We start from the raw sequence: 18,112 nt of genomic DNA, 5'->3' as shown, positions 1-18,112 counted from the left end.
AAATCTAGTGATCTCTTCCCACATTGCCGACCGACTTGCGTTCCATCGCTCTACACCGAAGATCACGATCGACGAGTATGAGCGACGCCGCGTGATCGAACTCGGCGAGTGGGTGGCAGGGCGAGACCGTATCTATCTCGATAAGTGCTTCTGGATTCACCTGCGCTCCGCGCGCACGCGCGCGCCAAGCCCACCGGGCGCGTCGGATCTGCTGGATTCACTCGTGACTGGTGTCTCAGCCGGACGGCTGGTGTGTCCTATCAGTGATGCCCTGTTTCTTGAGCTAATGAAGCAGTCGGACCCGGCAACCAGGGGCGCTACGGCCGAGCTGATTGACGAACTGAGCTGCGGCATCACGCTTAGTTCAGAACCGGTACGTGTGGCGATGGAGGTGGCGCACTTCCTTCATGCGAATGCTGGGTACAGCGTTCATCCGCTGGAGCACCTGGTCTGGACAAAGGTCCCGTACATTCTGGGGAGTCAGCATCCGGTCGCCACAGCCTTCTCAGAGGATGAGCGACTCGTCATTCAGAAGGCGTTCTTCGACCACTTTTGGGAGGTTTCTCTATCGACGATGGTTGCGACCATCGGGGACGCCTGGCCGTTCGCTTCGACATTCGTCGACATTGCCGATCGGCTGAACCGTGACAACGCGGCGCATGCCCCATCGATGAAGAACTTCGCGCAGATTTATCGTGACGAGATCAATGGCGTTCTGGAACTCGCAGCTCCGATCGCCGCTGACGTGTTGCACGACATGACCGTGAAGTCCCTGGGCCTTGACATCCAACCGTCGCCGGATGAGCGGGAAGGAATCACGAGGCAGTGTCTCTGTTTGCTACGGGCAGCAGTTCGGAAACCCGCCGGTCGGCGGGCTCTGCGCACGCTGCAAGTCGGGGCTCTGTTGCATGCAGCGCTACGCTGGAATCGTACGCAAAAACTGGATGCTAACGATCTATTCGACTTCCATCATGCTGGGGCCGCGTTAGGCTACTGCGACGCCCTCATGACTGACGGTCCCATGCACACGCTTCTGAAGCAGCGGCACTTGGCTATCGAGCGCGATTTCCCATGCCGAGTCATGTCTTCTGTTGAAGAGGCCGCCATATGGGTCCGACATCGCATCGCGTGATCGGCCGGAAGTAGCGCTCGAAGCTGCTGAAGTTCGGCGCCTTGTTCGGTATGATCTGTGTTGATTGATCATGGTGTTGCTGGAGTCGTCGCCCCGCAGTCAGGGCCATCTCCCGCGCCAGCAAAAGAGTTGTGCTTTTGACGGTAAAAGCGACGGTAACGGCCCATGGCGATCACAGCCAATCCCTTTAACCACGGGGGTTTGGGCGATCTGTTGATGATTGAGTGGGAGTGACTCGACGTCCTTCAGGGACTATCGCCAGCCGCCGAAAAAATCGTCGTGACGTATTGATTTGAAAATGCGTCGCGGCACGTATCGGGGGTTATCGCCGGCCAGCAAAAAGGTTGGCGATAAAACCGGCGGCAAGAATCGAGGGCGGACTGAGACGCTCTCATTCACCATTCGGACTTTTACCGTCCTTGACGGTAAAAGTCTTCTCGGGAAAGCGGGTGTTACGCCGCAGTCCCAGATTGACGAGGCTTCTGCCCGGCGCGGCGCCGTGCGCAAGCCCATATCGCTCTCGTTGACCTCAGCACATCGGCGACCACGCTTCAGGCAGGCAGATGGTCGAGGTCGCCTTTTCGATCTGCTGGGGGCCGCCCTTGGGTGGCCAGAGCCCCGCGGAATAATGCTGCGCGCGCAGGTTCATGCGTTCTTCCAGGCTCGAGAATCCCCAGATGTGGGTGATGCGAGGCGGGCCATCGAGCGCGTACATGTTTGCGACCAGATGCGACGTGTAAGCCTTGGCCGGTGCGATGGCCTGCTCCCAGGCGGCGATGGTCGGCGCGATTCCACCGGGTTTCAACCAGTAGCGGCGAAGTTCGTAAAACTTGCCGAACGTCGCGGGTTGAACCTCGGGCAAAAAAGGAAACAGCGCATAGCTTTCCATATCCAGCCGGATGTGCGGGTTCGTTACATGAAACGGCTGTCCGGCCAAATAAGCGCGTTCACGTTCGCGCTGGAGTTCGTGCAGGTTCTCGAACTTGCGCAACACGATGATTTGCCCGAGCTCGCCGATTTCCGTTCGCCATGAACCCAGGAGCGTGCCAGCCGCGTCAGTGTCCGACACCCAGCGGCGGGCGTCGTCGGATACGGTGGCCTGCTCCAGAAGCGAGCACGAAAGGGTCGTCAGTTCATACAGCATGCCAATGCTCCTTTCCCGGTTCCGAAATGCATCCGTTCGTTTCTTCATCGAAAGGGTGAGCCGGGCAGGCGATCTTTTCGAGACCGGACGACAGGCCCCCCGACCTAACCGACGGTGTGATGATCCACCGCGCCCACGTCCTTGACGAAGGCAAGCAGGTGTTCGGCGAGTCGAGCCGGCTGCTCCTGCTGGATCCAGTGACCGGCGCCGTCGATCAGCTCGATGCCCGCCATTCTCGTCGCCGCCTTCGTCCTCATGAGATCGAGCGAGCCAGGCGCGGAATACGTGCCCCAGTCGCTTTTCCCGCCAATGAAAAGCGAAGGGACATCGATCGTCTTGCCCGAGAACAGGCGCAACTCGGCGTTCAGGCCAGGATCGGAAAAGACACGATAAGCCTGCAGCGCGCCTTGAAACCCCGTGCGGCCGTACTCCGCCGTGTACACCGCGAGTTCCGGCTCGGTGAGCCATGTGCAGGCCATGACCTCGGCGGCGGAAGGGTGGAATGGTGCGACGGTCTCGGGCATCGTCTTGCCGAGATCCATGACGTAATAGGTGGGCATCCGTGCAAATTCCGCGGCGGTTGGCGCCTGCAACGGATGCGGCTTGTTTCCCGGCCAGTCGGCGCTCTTGACGTGGAAAAATGCACGAAGTAACGCGTGCAAGCCTTGAGGCGGGTGCCACATGTCAGGGTTCGCCGCTCGTGAGCTCAGGTATTGCTGGTAATACTGCCTCGGCGGATCGAGTGCCGCCAGCGCGGCCGCCAACTTTTGCATGCCCGTGTTCGGCTGAACCGACGAGACTTCGTTTTCCGCGACGTCGAACGGAAACGTCGGCGGACCGGGGAACGGCGCGCTCATCAGCACCACCGACGGAAAGACGTCAGGTCGGGCCAGCGCACAATAGGCCGCCACGGGCGAGCCGAGATCGTACCCGGCGAGCATCGCCGTACGCCGATAACCCAACGCGAAAACCAAGCCCAGGGCGTCGCGCGTCATGTTCAGCAGGCTGAAGGGCGCAAGCGGGGCGTCATAGTCGTTCACGGAACCGGTGGTGCGGCCACAACCGCGCTGGTCAGGCGCCACGACGTGGTAGCCGGCGTCCGCCAGCAACGGGATCACGTGCCGCCAGCCGTAAGCCAGATCGGGGAAACCATGCAGAAGCAGGGCGAGCGGCCGACCGGGGCTTTCGTAACCGGCCTCGAGGATATGGACGTCGAGGCCGTTGACACCATGGACCATCCGCGAGCGCACCCCCGTCGGAAGGGTTCCGTCGCCATACATTGACGTGGTCAAAGCAGTTCCTCCTATCGGGGTTGCGCCGGCAGCAGGTCGAATTGAAGCCGCAACCAGGCTGGCCGCGCCCATCGCCAGGAAGGCTCGACGGGACGCCGATGGCTTGTCGGGGTCATGGGGCATCGTCGGGGCTCGAAATATGGTGATCACCATAGTATGGCGGTCACCATAGCGACGTCAAGCGAGACGTGGTACGTTTTCGGAATGACACGCAAGACTGACGCGCGCGACCGCGCGATTGCCACGGCCGAACGGCTGTTTCGCATCCAGGGCTACACCGCGACGGGATTGACCCAGATCCTGAATGAGAGCGGTGCGCCCAAAGGATCGTTCTATTTCCACTTTCCACGCGGCAAGGCGCAACTCGCGGAAGAAGCAATCGACAATTACATCGCGGCGCGAATGGCGGTACTGCGCAACATCTCGTCGGAGACGACGGGCGATGCGCTGAATTTTGTCCAGCGACTGTTCGGCACATTCGCGGCTGAAATGGTTGCCGCTGATTTCCAGTATGGATGTCTGATGCAGAATCTGGCGAATGAGCTGCCCGCGCTCGACGCCGACCTGACCCAACGGGTAGCGCGCGGATTCGTTGCGTCCACCGAGATCATTGCGCAGCATTTCAGGGGATGCGGTTTCGCTCCCGCGCGCGCGTCGTCTACCGCGGCCGCATTGGTCGCGGCCCTCGAAGGCGCGCGGACGATCGCCCGCCTGGAGCGTACGCCCGCCATATTCGAGGCGCTGGCGGAGGTGAGTGCCCAACGATTGGCTGCTCCCGGCGGGTGATCCGGGTCAATGTTCCCGGTCGGATGAAACGGGTATCGGTCGCCTTGGGGAGCGCGTCGCATCTTTGGCGAATGTCCATTCGCAGAAGCAACTTCATGGATTCAGGGGCTTCCGTGGTCGGCGCGTCGCGATGGTCCGCAAGCGGATTGGCGATTCGGTTGGCTGGTTGTCCCCGTTTCGGGCGGAGGCAAGAAGCGACCCGGTTGTCTTGCGCTAACGCGCGAAGTCGGTCAGACAACGCCGCGTTGCCGTTCCTGGGCCGGATTCGTCACGCATGCGCCCGCACGAGCGACCGCAGGTACATCGGCACCTTCGCCTTGGTCGTCACCTGAACACGCGACATCAACGCGTGATCGATCCGCTCCAGTCCATAAGTCCGCGAAATATCCTGCTGCAACCGGCACCACAGATGGCCGGCCATCTCGGCATCGACCATCGCGCGGTGCGCACGGCCCGTTTGCGGCAGCCGCAGCATCTCGGCGAGGCTCGACAGGCGGTGACTCCGCGCATCCGGGTAGATCCGTCGCGCCACCAGCATCGTGCACGCAAACGCATGGTCGGCCGACATGCCGAGCAGCCCGAGTTCCGACTGCCAGAAGCGCTTGTCGAAACCGGCGTTGTGGGCCACGACCGCATGCTTGCCGACGAACGCCGCCGCTTCCTTCATGACTTCGGACGCGGGCGGCGCCGCTGCGATCATGTCGTTCGTGATGCCGGTGAGCGCAACGACATCGGACGGGATGCGTCTGCCTGCATTCATCAAGCTCTGGAAACGGTCGACGACCTGCCCGTCGCGCAGCAGGATGACGGCAATTTCGGTCGCACGGTCGCCCAGGTTCGGCGACAGGCCGGTTGTTTCGAAGTCCAGTACCGCGACGGTTTGCATGGTTGAATTCGGGTGCTTCATCAGAGGGTGTCGAGTTTGGCCGAGAGGGTAGCATCTTCGGGCGTGCGGCGAAAATCCCGCACCAGGCCATTCGAACGGGCTGCCGCGACTCAACCGACGCTACCCGGATTCGATGCGCTGCCGCCGGTTCCCGTGCACTGCTTCTTTTTCGCCGTGATGCCGGATCCGGCCACGGCTATGCGCATGTCGCAAGTGCGCTGTCGTTTTCAGCGCATCCGGACCGGGCGCGTGCAGTGTCTCGTCGTTGCCCGGACGTCGGCTCAGTCCCGATCGTCACCGCGATAACGAAGGTGTATCAGCGGATAAGGTCGCCCTTGTCCATCCAGCGCCGATCGCCCGCAGCGCTCGAATCCGAGCCGTTCATAGAATCGCGCCGCCGCCTCGTTCTGTTCGTTGACGTCGGTCGACAGGCCGGGGTGGCGCTTGAGCGCTTCTTCGACCAGTCGCCGCCCGACCCCCGCGCCATGGTGGGCGGGATCGACGAACAGCGCCTCCATGTGGCTGCCGTCGAGCAGCATGAAGCCGATCGGACGATCGGTCTCGTCGACGGCCAGATCGAGCGGTGCGCCCGGCAGAAACGCGACGACTTCGGATTCGATCGAACGACGATCGTCGTCGCTCAGGAAGTGATGCGTGGCATCGACTGCGGTGCGCCAGATGTCCAGCACGCGTGTGCCGTCGGCCTTGGTGGATCGGCGAATTCTGATCATGGTTTGATGGGTGATGATGCGGCGCTCGGCGGGTAGCCGGCGCCGTGATGAATCGAACGCGTCGCGCGCAGGGTGACGCGCAAGCGGCAGTGGTGTGTCAGGCGGATGGTGGACGCGCGTTGCCCAGCATCGCCGCCCGCTCGAGCGCCCGTCGCGCGACGTCGCGCACGCCGGCGCTCATCGGCAAATCGTCGCGGTCGAGTTCGGCGATGCCGAACCAGCGCGCGTCGAGCGCGTCGTCGCCGGCGGCCGGCGTGCCGCGCAACCATCTGCACAGCACGGCGACCATGACGAAATGCTGGCGCACGGCGCCGTGCGCATCGTAATCGAACGCGTCCAGCGCGGTAAAGGCGTCGAGGGCCTCTACGTCGATCGTCGTTTCTTCCGCGATCTCGCGCACGACCGCATCCGCGAGCGGCTCGCCGGGCTCGATCTTGCCGCCGGGGAAGCCCCAGCAGCCCGCATCGGGCGGATTCGCGCGGCGCACGAGCAGCACGTCGCGCTCGCGCAGCACGATGCCGATCACGGCGGGAACGGGGCGCAAGGAAGCAGCGTTGCCGGTTGCGGAGGTGCCGGTTACGGACATGGTCGCGCCTACCTGTCGGCGCGATCGAGCGCGTGGGCGGGCACGCGGCTCATCGCGCGTCCCCGGTACGCTGTTCGATCGCACGGATCACGGCGACCATGTCGGCCGCGCCATGTCCAGCCTGCTCGGTTTCGCCGTAAAGCGCATGGCAGATGTCGAGCAGCGGCGAAGCGATGCCGATGCCGCGTGCCGATTCGGCGACGAGGCGCGCGTTCTTCAGCACGTCGGTGATCGCGGCCTGTACCGAGAAATCTTCCGCGACGAGCTTGCCGAGCTTCACGCGCGACACGTCGCTGGCCATCGGGCCCGCGTTCAGCACGTCGGCGAAGCGCGCGAGGTCGATACCGTGGCGTTGCGCGAAATGTGTGGCTTCGGCGAGACCGGTGACCATCGTGATCAGGAACAGGTTGACGGCGAGCTTCATCGTCAGCGCCGACGGCACGTCGCCGCATACGAAGCTGTCGCGGCACAGCGGTTTCACGAGCGCGCGCACCGCATCGACGTCGTCCGGTGCACCGGCCAGCATCACGACGAGCTGGCCAGCTTCGGCCGGCTTGCGCGAGCCCGACACGGGCGCCTCGACGTAGCGGCCCGACGCGGCGGCGATTTCATCGGCGAGCGCGCGCGAGTATTCGGGCGCATTCGTGCCCATGTTGACGATCGTGCGGCCGCCGACGCGAGCGGCAAAACCGGGCATGCCGCGCGCGAGGACGGCATCGATAGCCGCGTCGTTCGCGAGCATCAGGATCACGGTGCGGCAGGTCGCGAATACGTCGTCGACGTCCTCGGCGACGTGTGCGCCGGCGGCGCGAAGTGCGTCGTCGCTGCCGTGCGAACGGCTCCATGCGACGAGCGGCGTGCCGGCCCGCGCAAGATTGAGCGCCATCGGCGTGCCCATCACGCCGAGGCCGATGAATCCGACTGCGGTCTGCATGTCCTGGCTCCCACGGTGGGTGAAGACGATCGTGGGCGCCAGTATCGCAGCGTTTGCGCATGCCTGCATCCCGCTCGTACGACCGCGGTAGCCGCATGACGGGCGCTAGGCGATGCCCGCCAGATACGGCCACGGATAGATGCCGCGCGCGTGGCCGTCGCCGAACATGAAGCGGATGCCGTAGCCGGCCGGTTCCACGCCTTCCAGCGTCAGGTCGGGCCGTGCATCGACGCGACCGCCGTCACGCCGGATCCGTCGGCATTCCGCGCACGGGCAATCGCCGCGCAATTGCGCGTAGCCGATGCGCTGCGTGTTGCCGTCCGGCCAGCGCAGCGTCAACGCGCGTGACGGATGATCGAGTGCGATTTCGGTCGGCGCGCTCATCGCGGAGCGTCGCCGATTTGGCCGATCGCGATCCGCACGGCCTTGCGGACTTCGGGGTCGCGATCTTCGAGCGCGTCGGTCAGCGCCGGCAGTGTTGCACGGTCGCGCAATTCGCCGAGCGCAAGCGCGGCTTCCTTGCGCAGATTGCTGATCGCATGCGAGAGCAGTGCGACGACGGCCGGCGCCGCAGCCGCATCGCGCAACTGTCCGAGCGCGCGCGCGGCACGCAGGCGCACCTGCCAATATTCGTCGTCGAGCGCGGCGACGAGCGGCTCGCGTGCCGTCGGCACGCGCAGCTTGCCGAGCGTCGTGGCGGCTTCCTCGCGCACCTGCCATGCGCGGTCGCGCAGCGCGGCGAGCAGCGCGTCGACGACGGTCGCATCGTCGGCTGCCGCGAAGCCGATCGAGCCGACCGCGGAACGTCGCACGTCCGCATCGGTGTCGGCCGTCGCGATGCGCGCGAGCGGCGCCAGGGCGCGCGGATCCTTGAGCCAGCCGAGCACCGCAACGGCTTCGGCGCGCACGGCCGGCAGCTCCGCATCGAGCGCGCGCAGCGCGGGTGCGAACGCGCCGGGGTCGCGCAACTCGCGCATTCCCCGCAGCACGGCACGGCGCACGAACGGCTCGGGCCGGTCGGCCCAGCGGCCCAGCACGGTACCCGATGCCGCGTCCTTCAGTTCGGACAAGCTCTGTGCGGCGGCGGCGCGCACGTCTTCATCGGGATCGAGCAGCGCGCCGCACAGTGCGTCGACGACATCGGGCTGTTCCCATGCACCAAGTACACGGGCGGCTTCGCCGCGCACGTCGGCCGACGGGTCGGTGCGCAGCACGGCAACGAACGACGGCACGAGTTCGGGATCTTCGAGATCCGCGAGTTCGAACAGCGCGACGCGGCGCACGGACGCGTCGGGCGCGGCGAGGCGGGCGACGAGTGCGGCCTGGTCGTGCCCGTATGCGCCGGGTAGCGGGGAAGCGAAGGAGGAGTCGGTCATGAGCGAGGGAGAAGGGCGCTGAAGCACGCGGTCAGCGCAGCAGGTAAGGGATGTCGACCTTGACCGCGCCGGTCGGGCAGTCGCGTTCGCACGGCATGCAGTACCAGCATTCGTCGAACTGCATGTAGGCCTTGCCCTTGGCGACGTCGATCGCGAGCAGGTCGAGCGGACACACGTCGACGCACACGGTGCAGCCCTTGTCGGCGATGCACAACGACTCGTCGATCGTCACGGGCGCGCTGCTGCGCTGGAAGATGTCGTGCGGGGTATGGGGCATGGCAAGGTTCCTCAAAGGGCGGCCGCGAGCGCGGCCGGTTCGCGAATGCGCAACTGCGCGTAGGCGCCGCGTTCGTCGTCGGCAAGCGGCACGACGTACGGTTCGACCGGCCGCTTTTCGCTGCGCATCGCGCCCGCGGCATCCTTGCGCAGCCACGTGTGGCAGAACCATTCGGCGTCGTTGCGGTGCGGAAAGTCGACGCGATGGTGGTACAGCCCCCATCGGCTTTCGGTGCGGAACAGCGACGCGCGCGCGGCCATTTCGGCACAGTCGCGGATCGCGCGTACTTCGGCCGCGCGCATCAGTTCGTGCGGGTTGTCGGCCTTTATTTTTTCGATATCCTCAGTAATTTCGTCAAAACGCTGCAGCCCGATTTCCATCTTGCGCGTCACCTTCGGCGGTTGCAGGTAGTCGTTCACCATGCGGCGCAGCTTGTACTCGACCTGCGCCGGCGCCAGGCCGCGCTCGCGCAGCAACGGCGCGAGCACGCGGGTGCGCTCGGCGTCGACCTGTGCGTCGTCCACCGGGGCGTGTTCGCGGCCGGCCACGTAATCGGCCGCGTTCTGCCCGGCGAACCAGCCGTACGTGAACGCACCGAGCATGTAGTTGTGCGGGACGGCCGCCATGTCGCCGGCGGCGTAGAGCCCCGGCACCGTCGTCTCCGCGCGTGCATTCACGTACACGCCCGATGCGCTGTGGCCGCTGCAGAAGCCGATCTCGGAAATGTGCATCTCGACCATCTGGCTGCGGTAGTCGGTGCCGCGCCCGGCATGGAAGCGGCCGCGGCTCGGCCGCTCGTTCGTATGCAGGATCTGCTCGATGGTCTGGATCGTTTCCTCCGCGAGATGGTCGAGCTTCAGGAATACGGGGCCGTTGCCGCTCTGCAGTTCCTGGTAGAACTCCCACATCATCTGGCCGCTCCAGTAGTCGCATTCGATGAAGCGCTCGCCCTTGCCGTTCGCGGTGAAGCCGCCGAGCGGGCCCGTCACGTACGCGCATGCGGGGCCGTTGTAGTCCTTGATCAGCGGGTTGATCTGGAAGCACTCGAGATTCGCGAGCGCGGCGCCTGCGTGATAGGCCATCGCGTAGCCGTCTCCCGCGTTGGTCGGGTTCTCGTAGGTGCCCATCAGGTAGCCCGACGCCGGCAAGCCGAGACGGCCGGCGGCGCCGCAACAGAGGATCACGGCCTTCGCGCGGATCACGTGAAACTCGGCGGTGCGGCAGTCGAAGCCGAGCACGCCGCTCGCGCGGCCCTGCGTGTCGGTCAGCACCCGCGTCGCGACGATCCGGTTCGTGATCGCGATGCGCGCGCGCTTCAGTTGCCGATACAGCACCTTCTTGATGTCGTGTCCTTCCGGCATCGGCAGCACGTACGAGCCCATGTGATGGACCTTCTTCACCGCGTAGTCACCGGTGCCGTCCTTCTCGAACTTCACGCCCCAGCGGTCGAGCTGCTCGATCGTCGCGAAGCTGTGCGTCGCATACGCGTACACGGCTTCCTGGTCGACGATGCCGTCGTTGGCGATCGTGATCTCGCGCGTGTACTGCTCGGGCGTCGCATGACCGGGGATCACCGCGTTGTTCAGGCCGTCCATCCCCATCGAGATCGCGCCGCTGCGCTTCACGTTGGCTTTCTCGAGCAGCAGCACGCGCAGGGACGGGTCGCGCTCCTTCGCCTTGATCGCCGCCATCGGGCCGGCCGTGCCGCCGCCGACCACGACGACGTCGTATTCATGAACCTGGGTCGTCATTGCTGTTTCCTTGCAGATTTGCGTGCCTTTTGCCGGTCGATGCGCAGCCGGTACTGGAATGCGTCGCCGCGGAAGTAGAGGTATTCGTAGTCGATCGGGGCACCTGACGCGTCGTGCGTGAGGCGCTCGATGCGCAGCACGGGGCTGCTTTCCTCGACGTGCAGCGCGTCGACGATCTCATCGTCGGCGAGGATCGCGTCGATCGACACGTCGGCATGGCCGAGCGGGATGCCGCAGTCGTTTTCCAGCACGAGGAAGATGTCGCGGGTCGCGAGATCGGCGCCCGCGAGGCGCTTGCCGAGCGCTTCGGGCACCCAGGTCTGTTCGAGCGACACCGGTTCGCGGTTCAGCAGCCGCACGCGGTGGATCTCGACGAGCGGCGCGCCCTCCGGCACGTTCAGTTTCGTCGCGAGATGGCGGTCGGCCTTCACGGTGCGGAAGCTGCGCAGCTGGTTGACGATCTCGTAGCCCATCGACGACATCGCCTCGGCGAAGCCCTGCAGCGACGTCACGTTCTGGAACGCCTTCGGCTTCGACACGAACGTGCCCTTGCCGTGCAGCTTGAACAGCAGTCCTTCCTTCTGCAGGTCGCCGAGCGCCTGGCGCACCGTGATGCGGCTGACGTCGAACATCGTGCAGAGCTCGTGTTCGGACGGCATCCGGCTGTGCGGCGCGTAGGTGCCGTCGAGAATGCGCGCGCGCAGCGTGTCCTTGATCTGCACGTAGAGCGGGGCCGCCGACAGCGGCACGACGTTGGATGAGGTCATCGATCAACTTGTTATGACAAGATGATCCGAGTGTAGTCAGCACGGTCGCGCGGCCCAACCAACCATTTCCGATATCGAATTTCCGATTCCGGAAAAGCAGGGCGAGCGCGTGATCTGCCCCTTGCCGGCCACGCGAATCGATCGACAATAAAAAAATCGCCGGCCCATCGGTCGAGCATGTCGATTTCCCGCCGGTTCGCCCGTCGTATCCATGTCGACCGGGCATTGCGCCGCACACGCGGCCTGCGCCCGGTTTCCGAGGAGAGGCGAAACGAACCAGGAGACGTCAAATGACGGATTCCCGATACCGCTGGGTGATCGTCGCCGCGGGCGGCCTGATGGGCTGCGTCGCGATCGGCGCGATGTTTTCGCTGCCGGTGTTCCTGCGCGCCATCGCGCGCGACACGGGCTGGTCGATGACCGGCATTTCCACTGCGATGACGCTGGGCTTCATCGCAATGGCTTTCGCGAGCATGGCATGGGGCAGCCTGTCGGACCGGATCGGCACGCGGCCGGTCGTCGTCGCGGGCGCGGTGCTGCTGTCGGCGAGTCTCGCGCTGGCGAGCCGCGCGCCGTCGCTGCTGGTGTTCCAGCTGACCTTCGGCCTCGCCGTCGGCGGCGCGACGGCCGCGATATTCGCGCCGATGATGGCGTGCGTGACGGGCTGGTTCGACACGCATCGCAGCCTCGCGGTGTCGCTCGTGTCGGCCGGCATGGGGATGGCGCCGATGACGATGGCACCGCTCGCCGCGTGGCTTGTGTCGGTGCGCGACTGGCGCACGTCGATGCTGCTGATTGCCGCGCTGGCGGCCGTCGTGATGATTCCGGTGTCGCTGCTGGTGCGGCGGGCGCCCGCGCTCGGCCAGGCACCGGCGCCCGCCGCGCCTTCGCCCACCGGCACGCCCGCGGCGATGTCGGTCGCGGACGCGCTGCGCTCGCCGCAGTTTATGATCCTGCTGCTGACCAATTTCTTCTGCTGCGCGACGCACTCGGGCCCGATCTTCCATACGGTCAGCTACGCGGTCACGTGCGGGATCCCGCTGATCGTCGCGGTGTCGATCTACAGCGTCGAAGGGCTCGCGGGCATGGGCGGCCGGATCGCGTTCGGGATTCTCGGCGACCGCCTCGGCGCGAAGCGCATGCTGGTGGCCGGGCTGCTCGCGCAGGCGCTCGGCGCGCTCGGCTATTACTTCGTGCGCTCGCTCGACGGGTTCTACGCGGTCGCGACGCTGTTCGGCTTCATCTATGCGGGCGTGATGCCGCTGTATTCGGTGCTGGCACGCGAGAACTTCCCGCTGAGGATGATGGGCACCGTGATCGGCGGCTGCGCGATGGCCGGCAGCCTCGGGATGGCCGCGGGCCCGGTCGCCGGCGGCCTGATAGTCGATACGTTCGGCAGTTACGGCTGGCTGTACCTCGGTTCGTTCGCGATCGGCCTCGGTGCGTTCCTGATTGCGTCCATGTTCCGACCGTTCGCGAAACCGCGGGCAGAAACGGCGGCCGCGTGACGCGGCAACGCAAGCCGCGCGTCTGCCGTTGCGCGGTATCGGCGCGGCCCGACGCGCGTCGTCGCGAACAAAAAACAGGGCCTGATACCGCTTGCGTTTGCGACGGTCCGGACGGCGCTCAGCCCGCTGCAGCGCAGCAGAGCGGCATTCGACGGCGATCGGCGTGCATGCGCTGCGATTCGGCCCCTAAAAAACACAATATCGAGCATATATTCGAAGGGCCTGTCATAGCCGCGTCACCCTGCTAGAATTCGGCCTGCCGCATTGTTCCGATTGACTGATGAGATTGCTTGACGCCCTGGTCGAACAACGTATTGCCGCCGCCGCCGCGCGGGGCGAGTTCGACGATTTGCCGGGTACCGGCGCGCCGCAGGCGCTGGATGACGACCTGCTCGTGCCCGAGGAGGTGCGGGTGGCCAACCGTATCCTGAAGAACGCGGGCTTCGTGCCGCCGGCCGTCGAGCAATTGCGCGCGCTGCGCAACCTGCATGACGAAGTGCAGGCGGTCAGCGACCGTGCCGCGCGCTGCCGCCTGCAGGCCAAGATCCTCGCGCTCGACATGGCGCTCGAATCGCTGCGCGGCGGCCCGATGGTGATGCCGCGCGACTACTGCCGGCGCATCGCGGAGCGCCTGTGCGAGCGCGGGCTCGACGAAGCGCCCGCCGAAGCGGGGCCGATGTGACGTCCGGCGCGCTGCACGACGCAGCCCCGTCGGCAACCGCCCCGGCGGCCGAACCGGCCGCCGATTCTCCTGTTTCCGAAGCCGCGCCCGTGTCGGCGCGCGACCTGCATTTCATGCGGCTCGCGCAGGCCGCCGCCGAAGAGGCGCGCGCGGCCGGCGAAGTGCCGGTCGGCGCGGTGCTCGTGCGCGGCGACGAAGTGATCGCACGCGGCTTCAACCACCCGATCGGCGGGCACGACCCGTCGGCGCACGCGGAAATGGCTGCGCTGCGGATGGCCGCGCAGCATCTGCAGAACTACCGGATGCCCGGCTGCGAGCTATATGTGACGCTCGAGCCGTGCCTGATGTGCGCAGGCGCGATCATGCATGCGCGCATCGCGCGGGTCGTCTACGGCGCCGCCGACCCGAAGACGGGCGCGTGCGGCAGCGTGATCGACGCGTTCGCGAATCCGCAGCTCAACCACCACACCGAAGTGACGGGCGGCGTGCTTGCCGACGAGTGCGGCGCCGCGCTGAAGTCGTTCTTCGCCGAGCGCCGCCGCGCGCTGCGCGAAGCGCGGCTCGCCCGCGATGCCGAATCCGGCGCGTCATAAGCACACCGGCCCGGCATGACGCCGTGAACCGGAGACGGTTCAGACCCTCTAAGCAGGTTTGACGACCCGACACCTTTCGCCATGTCCTTCCAGCCCGCCGCGTCCTACACCATCCGCCTGCTGGCGCCGTCCGGCTATCCGCACGACCCGGACGCGATCAACCGCGCGCTCGAGCGCCTCAGCACCGCGCAGCACCGTATCGAGAACATCGAGGCGACGCAGCGACGCTTCCAGCGCTTCGGCGGCACCGACGGCGAGCGGGCAGGCGACCTGAACCGCCTCGCCGATCCCGAGCGGCCGCTGCCGGACATCGCGCTCGCGGTGCGCGGCGGCTACGGCGCCGCGCGGATCCTGCACGGGCTCGACTATCGCGGGCTCGAACGCAGGCTGCGCGACCAGCCGGTCGCGCTCGTCGGCCATAGCGACTTCACCGCGATCCAGCTCGCGCTGTACGCGAAGGCGCGCATCAAGACGTTCGGCGGCCCGATGCTGTCTGCCGACTTCGGTGCGGAAACGCCGAGCGATTTCACGATGCAGCACTTCTGGCAGACGCTGACGCAACCGGGCACGACGATCGTCACCGAGGCGCCGCAGGTGCAGACCGTGAACGTGACGGGCACGCTGTGGGGCGGCAACCTCGCGATCCTGACGTCGCTGATCGGTACGCCGTACATGCCCGACATCGAGGGCGGCATCCTGTTCATCGAGGACGTCAACGAGCAGCCGTTCCGGATCGAGCGGATGATCTATCAGCTGCACCTGTCGGGGCTGCTCGCGCGCCAGCAGGCGCTCGTGCTCGGCCAGTTCACCGGCGCGCGGCCGTTCGAGTACGACAACGGCTACGACATGCAGGCGATGATCGAGCAGGTCCGCGCGACGATCGGGATCCCGGTCGTCACGGGGCTCCAGTTCGGCCATGTGCCCGACCTGCTGACGCTGCCGTTCGGTGCGCAGGCGCAACTGGTCGCGAATGCACACGGCTTCCGGCTGACACTGTCGGACTATCCGCATCTCGGCTGATGCCGGCGCGATCGATCGAAAGGCGGGCTTCCCGCCTTTTTCTTTAGGTAAATGCGCAACTAACGGTCGAAGATTTCATCGGCATGAGACCGGTCGTTGCCAGGCTGTGCACCATTTTTGTCAACAAAAAAGCCGGGTGGGTATACGACGAGAAGGGCCTCTGTCCTGCCTGTAACGCTTGTCGTGCATGGAAGACGCGCATCCTGCACCGAGCATGGTCATATCGATGCACGACGGTTGTGCGCAATCCCGTAAAAGAATTGTTGACAATATTTATGTCCGACCTAGGATGAGGACCATCACACGATGCAGATCATGAACGAGCCCGATTCCCATCCGTCCGGCGCAGCCGGTCCCGAAGCGATCGCCGAGCGGATCCGCACCGCGATCCTCGAGCATCGGCTCGCGCCCGGCGCGAAGCTGACGGAGGCGCAACTCTGCGACGTGTTCGACGTGAAGCGCGGGACGATTCGCCAGGCGCTCGCGCAGCTCGCGACCGACAAGCTGGTCGACCTCGAGCCGAACCGCGGCGCGTTCGTCGCGAGCCCGACGCTGCAGGACGTGCACGAGGTGTTCGAGATGCGCCGGATCATCGAGCTTGCGGTGGTCGAGCGGCTTGCAACCGGGCCCGGCGCGAAGCGGCTGAAGGGCGTCGCCGCGCTGATCGACAAGGAACGCAGGGCGTTCGAGCGGCACGACTTCGCGGCGTGGATCCGGCTGTCGGGTGAATTCCATACGGCGCTCGCCACGCTGATGGGCAATGCGACGCTCAGCGAGTGCCTCGAAGGGCTCGTCGCACGCTCGACGCTGATGTCGGCGCTGTACGAATCGCACGGGCGCAGCCCGTGCTCGTGCGACGACCACGACGAGATCCTCGCCGCGCTGGAGGCGGGCGATCCGAAGCAGGCGGTGACGCTGATGGCGCGCCACCTGCAGCATGTCGAACTGAAGATGCTGGACCGGCCCGCACAAGGGCAGGTCGATTTGCGCGAAGTGTTCGGCGGCGCCTGAGCGGCGACGCGAACCCGGCCGCGCGCCACAGAACGAGCGAAATGCAGGCCCGCGGCATGTGCCGCGGGCCGCTGGTCCGACTCCGGGCGACGATCCGGAGCGATATCGATGACGGTGGAGCGGCCGTCCGGCCGCGTCAAGGAGAAGTCATGGCTCAGTTCAGTGTGGCGCACGAGAGCGCCTATCCGGCGGAAGAAGGCGGCGAGGGCGGCGACCCGATGCTGCCGAATGGATACAGCGAACGTCTGTACAACGAAGATTTGGCACCCCTGAAGAATCAGACATGGGGTTCGTACAACATCTTCGCGTTCTGGATGTCGGACGTGCACAGCGTCGGCGGCTACGTGTTCGCGGGCAGCCTGTTCGCGCTCGGGTTGACGAGCTGGCAGGTGCTGATCGCGCTGATCGTCGGCATCGGCCTCGTGAACGCGCTGTGCAACCTGATCGCACGACCGAGCCAGCAGATCGGCGTGCCGTATCCGGTCGCCTGCCGCGCGACGTTCGGCGTGCTCGGCGCGAACGTGCCGGCCGTGATCCGCGGATTGATCGCGATCGCGTGGTACGGCATCCAGACCTATCTCGCGTCGAGCGCGCTCGTGATCGTCGTGCTGAAGTTCTTCCCGCAATGGCTGCCGTACGCGGACGTCCATCGCTACGGCTTCCTCGGGCTCTCGGCGGTCGGCTGGGCCGGCTTCATGCTGCTGTGGGTGCTGCAGGCGTTCGTGTTCTGGAACGGGATGGAGACGATCAAGAAGTTCATCGACTTCGCGGGGCCGGCCGTCTACGTCGTGATGTTCATCCTCGCCGGCTACATGGTGTGGCGCGCGGGCTGGCGCAACATCGGCATCAATCTCGGCGGCGTCAAGTATCACGGCGCGGAAGTGATCCCGGTGATGATCACGGCCGTGTCGCTGGTCGTGTCGTACTTCTCCGGGCCGATGCTGAACTTCGGCGACTTCTCGCGCTACTGCCGCTCGTTCGGCGACGTGAAGCGCGGCAATTTCTGGGGGCTGCCCGTCAACTTCCTCGCGTTCTCGCTCGTCACGGTGATCACCACCGCCGCGACGCTGCCGGTGTTCGGCGAACTCATCACCGACCCGGTCGCGACGGTCGGCCGCATCGATCATCCGACTGCGGTGATCCTCGGCGCGCTGACGTTCACGATCGCGACGATCGGCATCAACATCGTCGCGAACTTCGTGTCGCCCGCGTTCGACTTCTCGAACGTCGCGCCGCGCCTGATCAGCTGGCGCGCGGGCGGGATGCTCGCGGCCGTCGCGTCGATCTTCATCACGCCTTGGAACCTGTTCAACAACCCGGCCGTGATCCACTACACGCTCGACGTGCTCGGCGCGTTCATCGGCCCGCTGTACGGCGTGCTGATCGCCGACTTCTACCTCGTCAAGCGCGGCCGGCTCGTCCGCGACGACTTGTACACGATGTCGGAAAGCGGCACGTACTGGTACACGGGCGGCGTGAACCGCCGCGCGCTCGCCGCGCTGCTGCCGGCCGCGGTGATCGCGGTCGTGTGCGTGATGGTGCCGGGCTGGCAGGGCGTCGCGAACTTCTCGTGGTTCATCGGCGCGGGGCTCGGCTTCGTGTTCTACCGGCTGCTCGCGAGCACGAAGGCATGAGG

The 18,112-nt window shown here is 65.8% G+C and carries 19 protein-coding genes; 8 read left to right on the top strand and 11 right to left on the bottom strand.

Annotated features, from left to right (window positions below; all coding sequences use genetic code 11):
* The first annotated feature begins 7 nt into the window (after positions 1-7).
* On the top strand, positions 8-1,132 hold the full coding sequence (locus U5798_RS32925) for a hypothetical protein (RefSeq protein WP_322084426.1): 1,125 nt from the start codon (positions 8-10) through the stop codon (positions 1,130-1,132).
* A gap of 529 nt (positions 1,133-1,661) precedes the next feature.
* Here U5798_RS32925 and U5798_RS32920 read toward each other — a convergent pair.
* Together U5798_RS32920 and U5798_RS32915 are read right to left on the bottom strand one after the other, a co-directional pair.
* Entirely contained in the window at positions 1,662-2,276 is a 615-nt protein-coding gene (locus tag U5798_RS32920) for an NIPSNAP family protein (RefSeq protein ID WP_322084425.1), read from the bottom strand.
* Positions 2,277-2,380: 104 nt separating this feature from the next.
* Positions 2,381-3,514: an alpha/beta hydrolase gene (locus U5798_RS32915; RefSeq protein ID WP_322084450.1), complete on the bottom strand. Its 1,134-nt coding sequence runs from the start codon at positions 3,512-3,514 to the stop codon at positions 2,381-2,383.
* Positions 3,515-3,772: 258 nt separating this feature from the next.
* Between U5798_RS32915 and U5798_RS32910 the strand changes: the two genes are divergently transcribed.
* Positions 3,773-4,354 (top strand): TetR/AcrR family transcriptional regulator, encoded by a 582-nt coding sequence (locus U5798_RS32910; RefSeq protein ID WP_322084424.1) that lies wholly within the window; start codon positions 3,773-3,775, stop codon positions 4,352-4,354.
* Between the two features lie 268 nt (positions 4,355-4,622).
* Here the strand turns inward: U5798_RS32910 and U5798_RS32905 are convergent, their stop codons facing one another.
* From U5798_RS32905 to U5798_RS32865, 9 genes are all read right to left on the bottom strand, one after another.
* Positions 4,623-5,240: a 3'-5' exonuclease gene (locus U5798_RS32905; protein ID WP_322084423.1), complete on the bottom strand. Its 618-nt coding sequence runs from the start codon at positions 5,238-5,240 to the stop codon at positions 4,623-4,625.
* 281 nt (positions 5,241-5,521) lie between these two features.
* The gene (locus U5798_RS32900) at positions 5,522-5,971 is read right to left on the bottom strand and encodes an acetyltransferase (protein WP_322084422.1); all 450 of its coding nucleotides are present in this window, start codon (positions 5,969-5,971) and stop codon (positions 5,522-5,524) included.
* Positions 5,972-6,068: 97 nt separating this feature from the next.
* Positions 6,069-6,557, bottom strand: coding sequence for an NUDIX hydrolase (locus tag U5798_RS32895; protein ID WP_322084421.1), 489 nt, complete (start codon positions 6,555-6,557; stop codon positions 6,069-6,071).
* 49 nt (positions 6,558-6,606) lie between these two features.
* Entirely contained in the window at positions 6,607-7,491 is an 885-nt protein-coding gene (locus U5798_RS32890) for an NAD(P)-dependent oxidoreductase (RefSeq protein WP_124450532.1), read from the bottom strand.
* A 105-nt stretch (positions 7,492-7,596) separates the two neighbouring features.
* Positions 7,597-7,875 (bottom strand): gamma-butyrobetaine hydroxylase-like domain-containing protein, encoded by a 279-nt coding sequence (locus U5798_RS32885; protein ID WP_124450530.1) that lies wholly within the window; start codon positions 7,873-7,875, stop codon positions 7,597-7,599.
* Positions 7,872-8,867, bottom strand: coding sequence for a HEAT repeat domain-containing protein (locus tag U5798_RS32880; RefSeq protein WP_322084420.1), 996 nt, complete (start codon positions 8,865-8,867; stop codon positions 7,872-7,874). Before U5798_RS32880 ends, U5798_RS32885 begins: the two co-directional genes overlap by 4 nt.
* A gap of 31 nt (positions 8,868-8,898) precedes the next feature.
* Positions 8,899-9,144 carry a ferredoxin family protein gene (locus U5798_RS32875; RefSeq protein ID WP_069353262.1) on the bottom strand — a complete coding sequence of 82 codons (246 nt, stop codon included), beginning with the start codon at positions 9,142-9,144 and terminating at the stop codon, positions 8,899-8,901.
* Positions 9,145-9,155: 11 nt separating this feature from the next.
* A complete protein-coding gene (locus U5798_RS32870) occupies positions 9,156-10,895 on the bottom strand; it encodes a fumarate reductase/succinate dehydrogenase flavoprotein subunit (RefSeq protein WP_124450524.1) in 1,740 nt (579 codons plus the stop codon).
* Positions 10,892-11,662 carry a GntR family transcriptional regulator gene (locus tag U5798_RS32865; protein ID WP_322084419.1) on the bottom strand — a complete coding sequence of 257 codons (771 nt, stop codon included), beginning with the start codon at positions 11,660-11,662 and terminating at the stop codon, positions 10,892-10,894. The genes U5798_RS32870 and U5798_RS32865 overlap by 4 nt, the downstream gene beginning before the upstream one ends.
* A 290-nt stretch (positions 11,663-11,952) precedes the next feature.
* Here U5798_RS32865 and U5798_RS32860 point away from each other — a divergent pair, with 290 nt between their 5' ends.
* The 6 genes from U5798_RS32860 to U5798_RS32835 all read left to right on the top strand — a co-directional run bounded on the left by U5798_RS32860 (position 11,953) and on the right by U5798_RS32835 (position 18,110).
* Entirely contained in the window at positions 11,953-13,170 is a 1,218-nt protein-coding gene (locus U5798_RS32860) for an MFS transporter (RefSeq protein ID WP_322084418.1), read from the top strand.
* Positions 13,171-13,450: 280 nt separating this feature from the next.
* The gene (locus U5798_RS32855; RefSeq protein WP_012328731.1) at positions 13,451-13,852 is read left to right on the top strand and encodes a DnaJ family domain-containing protein; all 402 of its coding nucleotides are present in this window, start codon (positions 13,451-13,453) and stop codon (positions 13,850-13,852) included.
* Entirely contained in the window at positions 13,849-14,445 is a 597-nt protein-coding gene (tadA, locus tag U5798_RS32850) for a tRNA adenosine(34) deaminase TadA (RefSeq protein WP_124450518.1), read from the top strand. Before U5798_RS32855 ends, tadA begins: the two co-directional genes overlap by 4 nt.
* A gap of 81 nt (positions 14,446-14,526) precedes the next feature.
* The gene (gene ldcA, locus U5798_RS32845; protein WP_124450516.1) at positions 14,527-15,465 is read left to right on the top strand and encodes a muramoyltetrapeptide carboxypeptidase; all 939 of its coding nucleotides are present in this window, start codon (positions 14,527-14,529) and stop codon (positions 15,463-15,465) included.
* Positions 15,466-15,771: 306 nt separating this feature from the next.
* On the top strand, positions 15,772-16,476 hold the full coding sequence (locus U5798_RS32840; RefSeq protein ID WP_124450514.1) for a GntR family transcriptional regulator: 705 nt from the start codon (positions 15,772-15,774) through the stop codon (positions 16,474-16,476).
* A gap of 149 nt (positions 16,477-16,625) precedes the next feature.
* Positions 16,626-18,110 (top strand): NCS1 family nucleobase:cation symporter-1, encoded by a 1,485-nt coding sequence (locus U5798_RS32835; RefSeq protein ID WP_322084417.1) that lies wholly within the window; start codon positions 16,626-16,628, stop codon positions 18,108-18,110.
* Positions 18,111-18,112: the final 2 nt, after the last annotated feature.

This window comes from Burkholderia sp. BCC1972 (genome assembly GCF_905339605.1).
In the GTDB taxonomy this organism is placed as follows: Bacteria; Pseudomonadota; Gammaproteobacteria; order Burkholderiales; family Burkholderiaceae; genus Burkholderia.
This window is presented reverse-complemented; position numbering and strand designations above follow the sequence as displayed.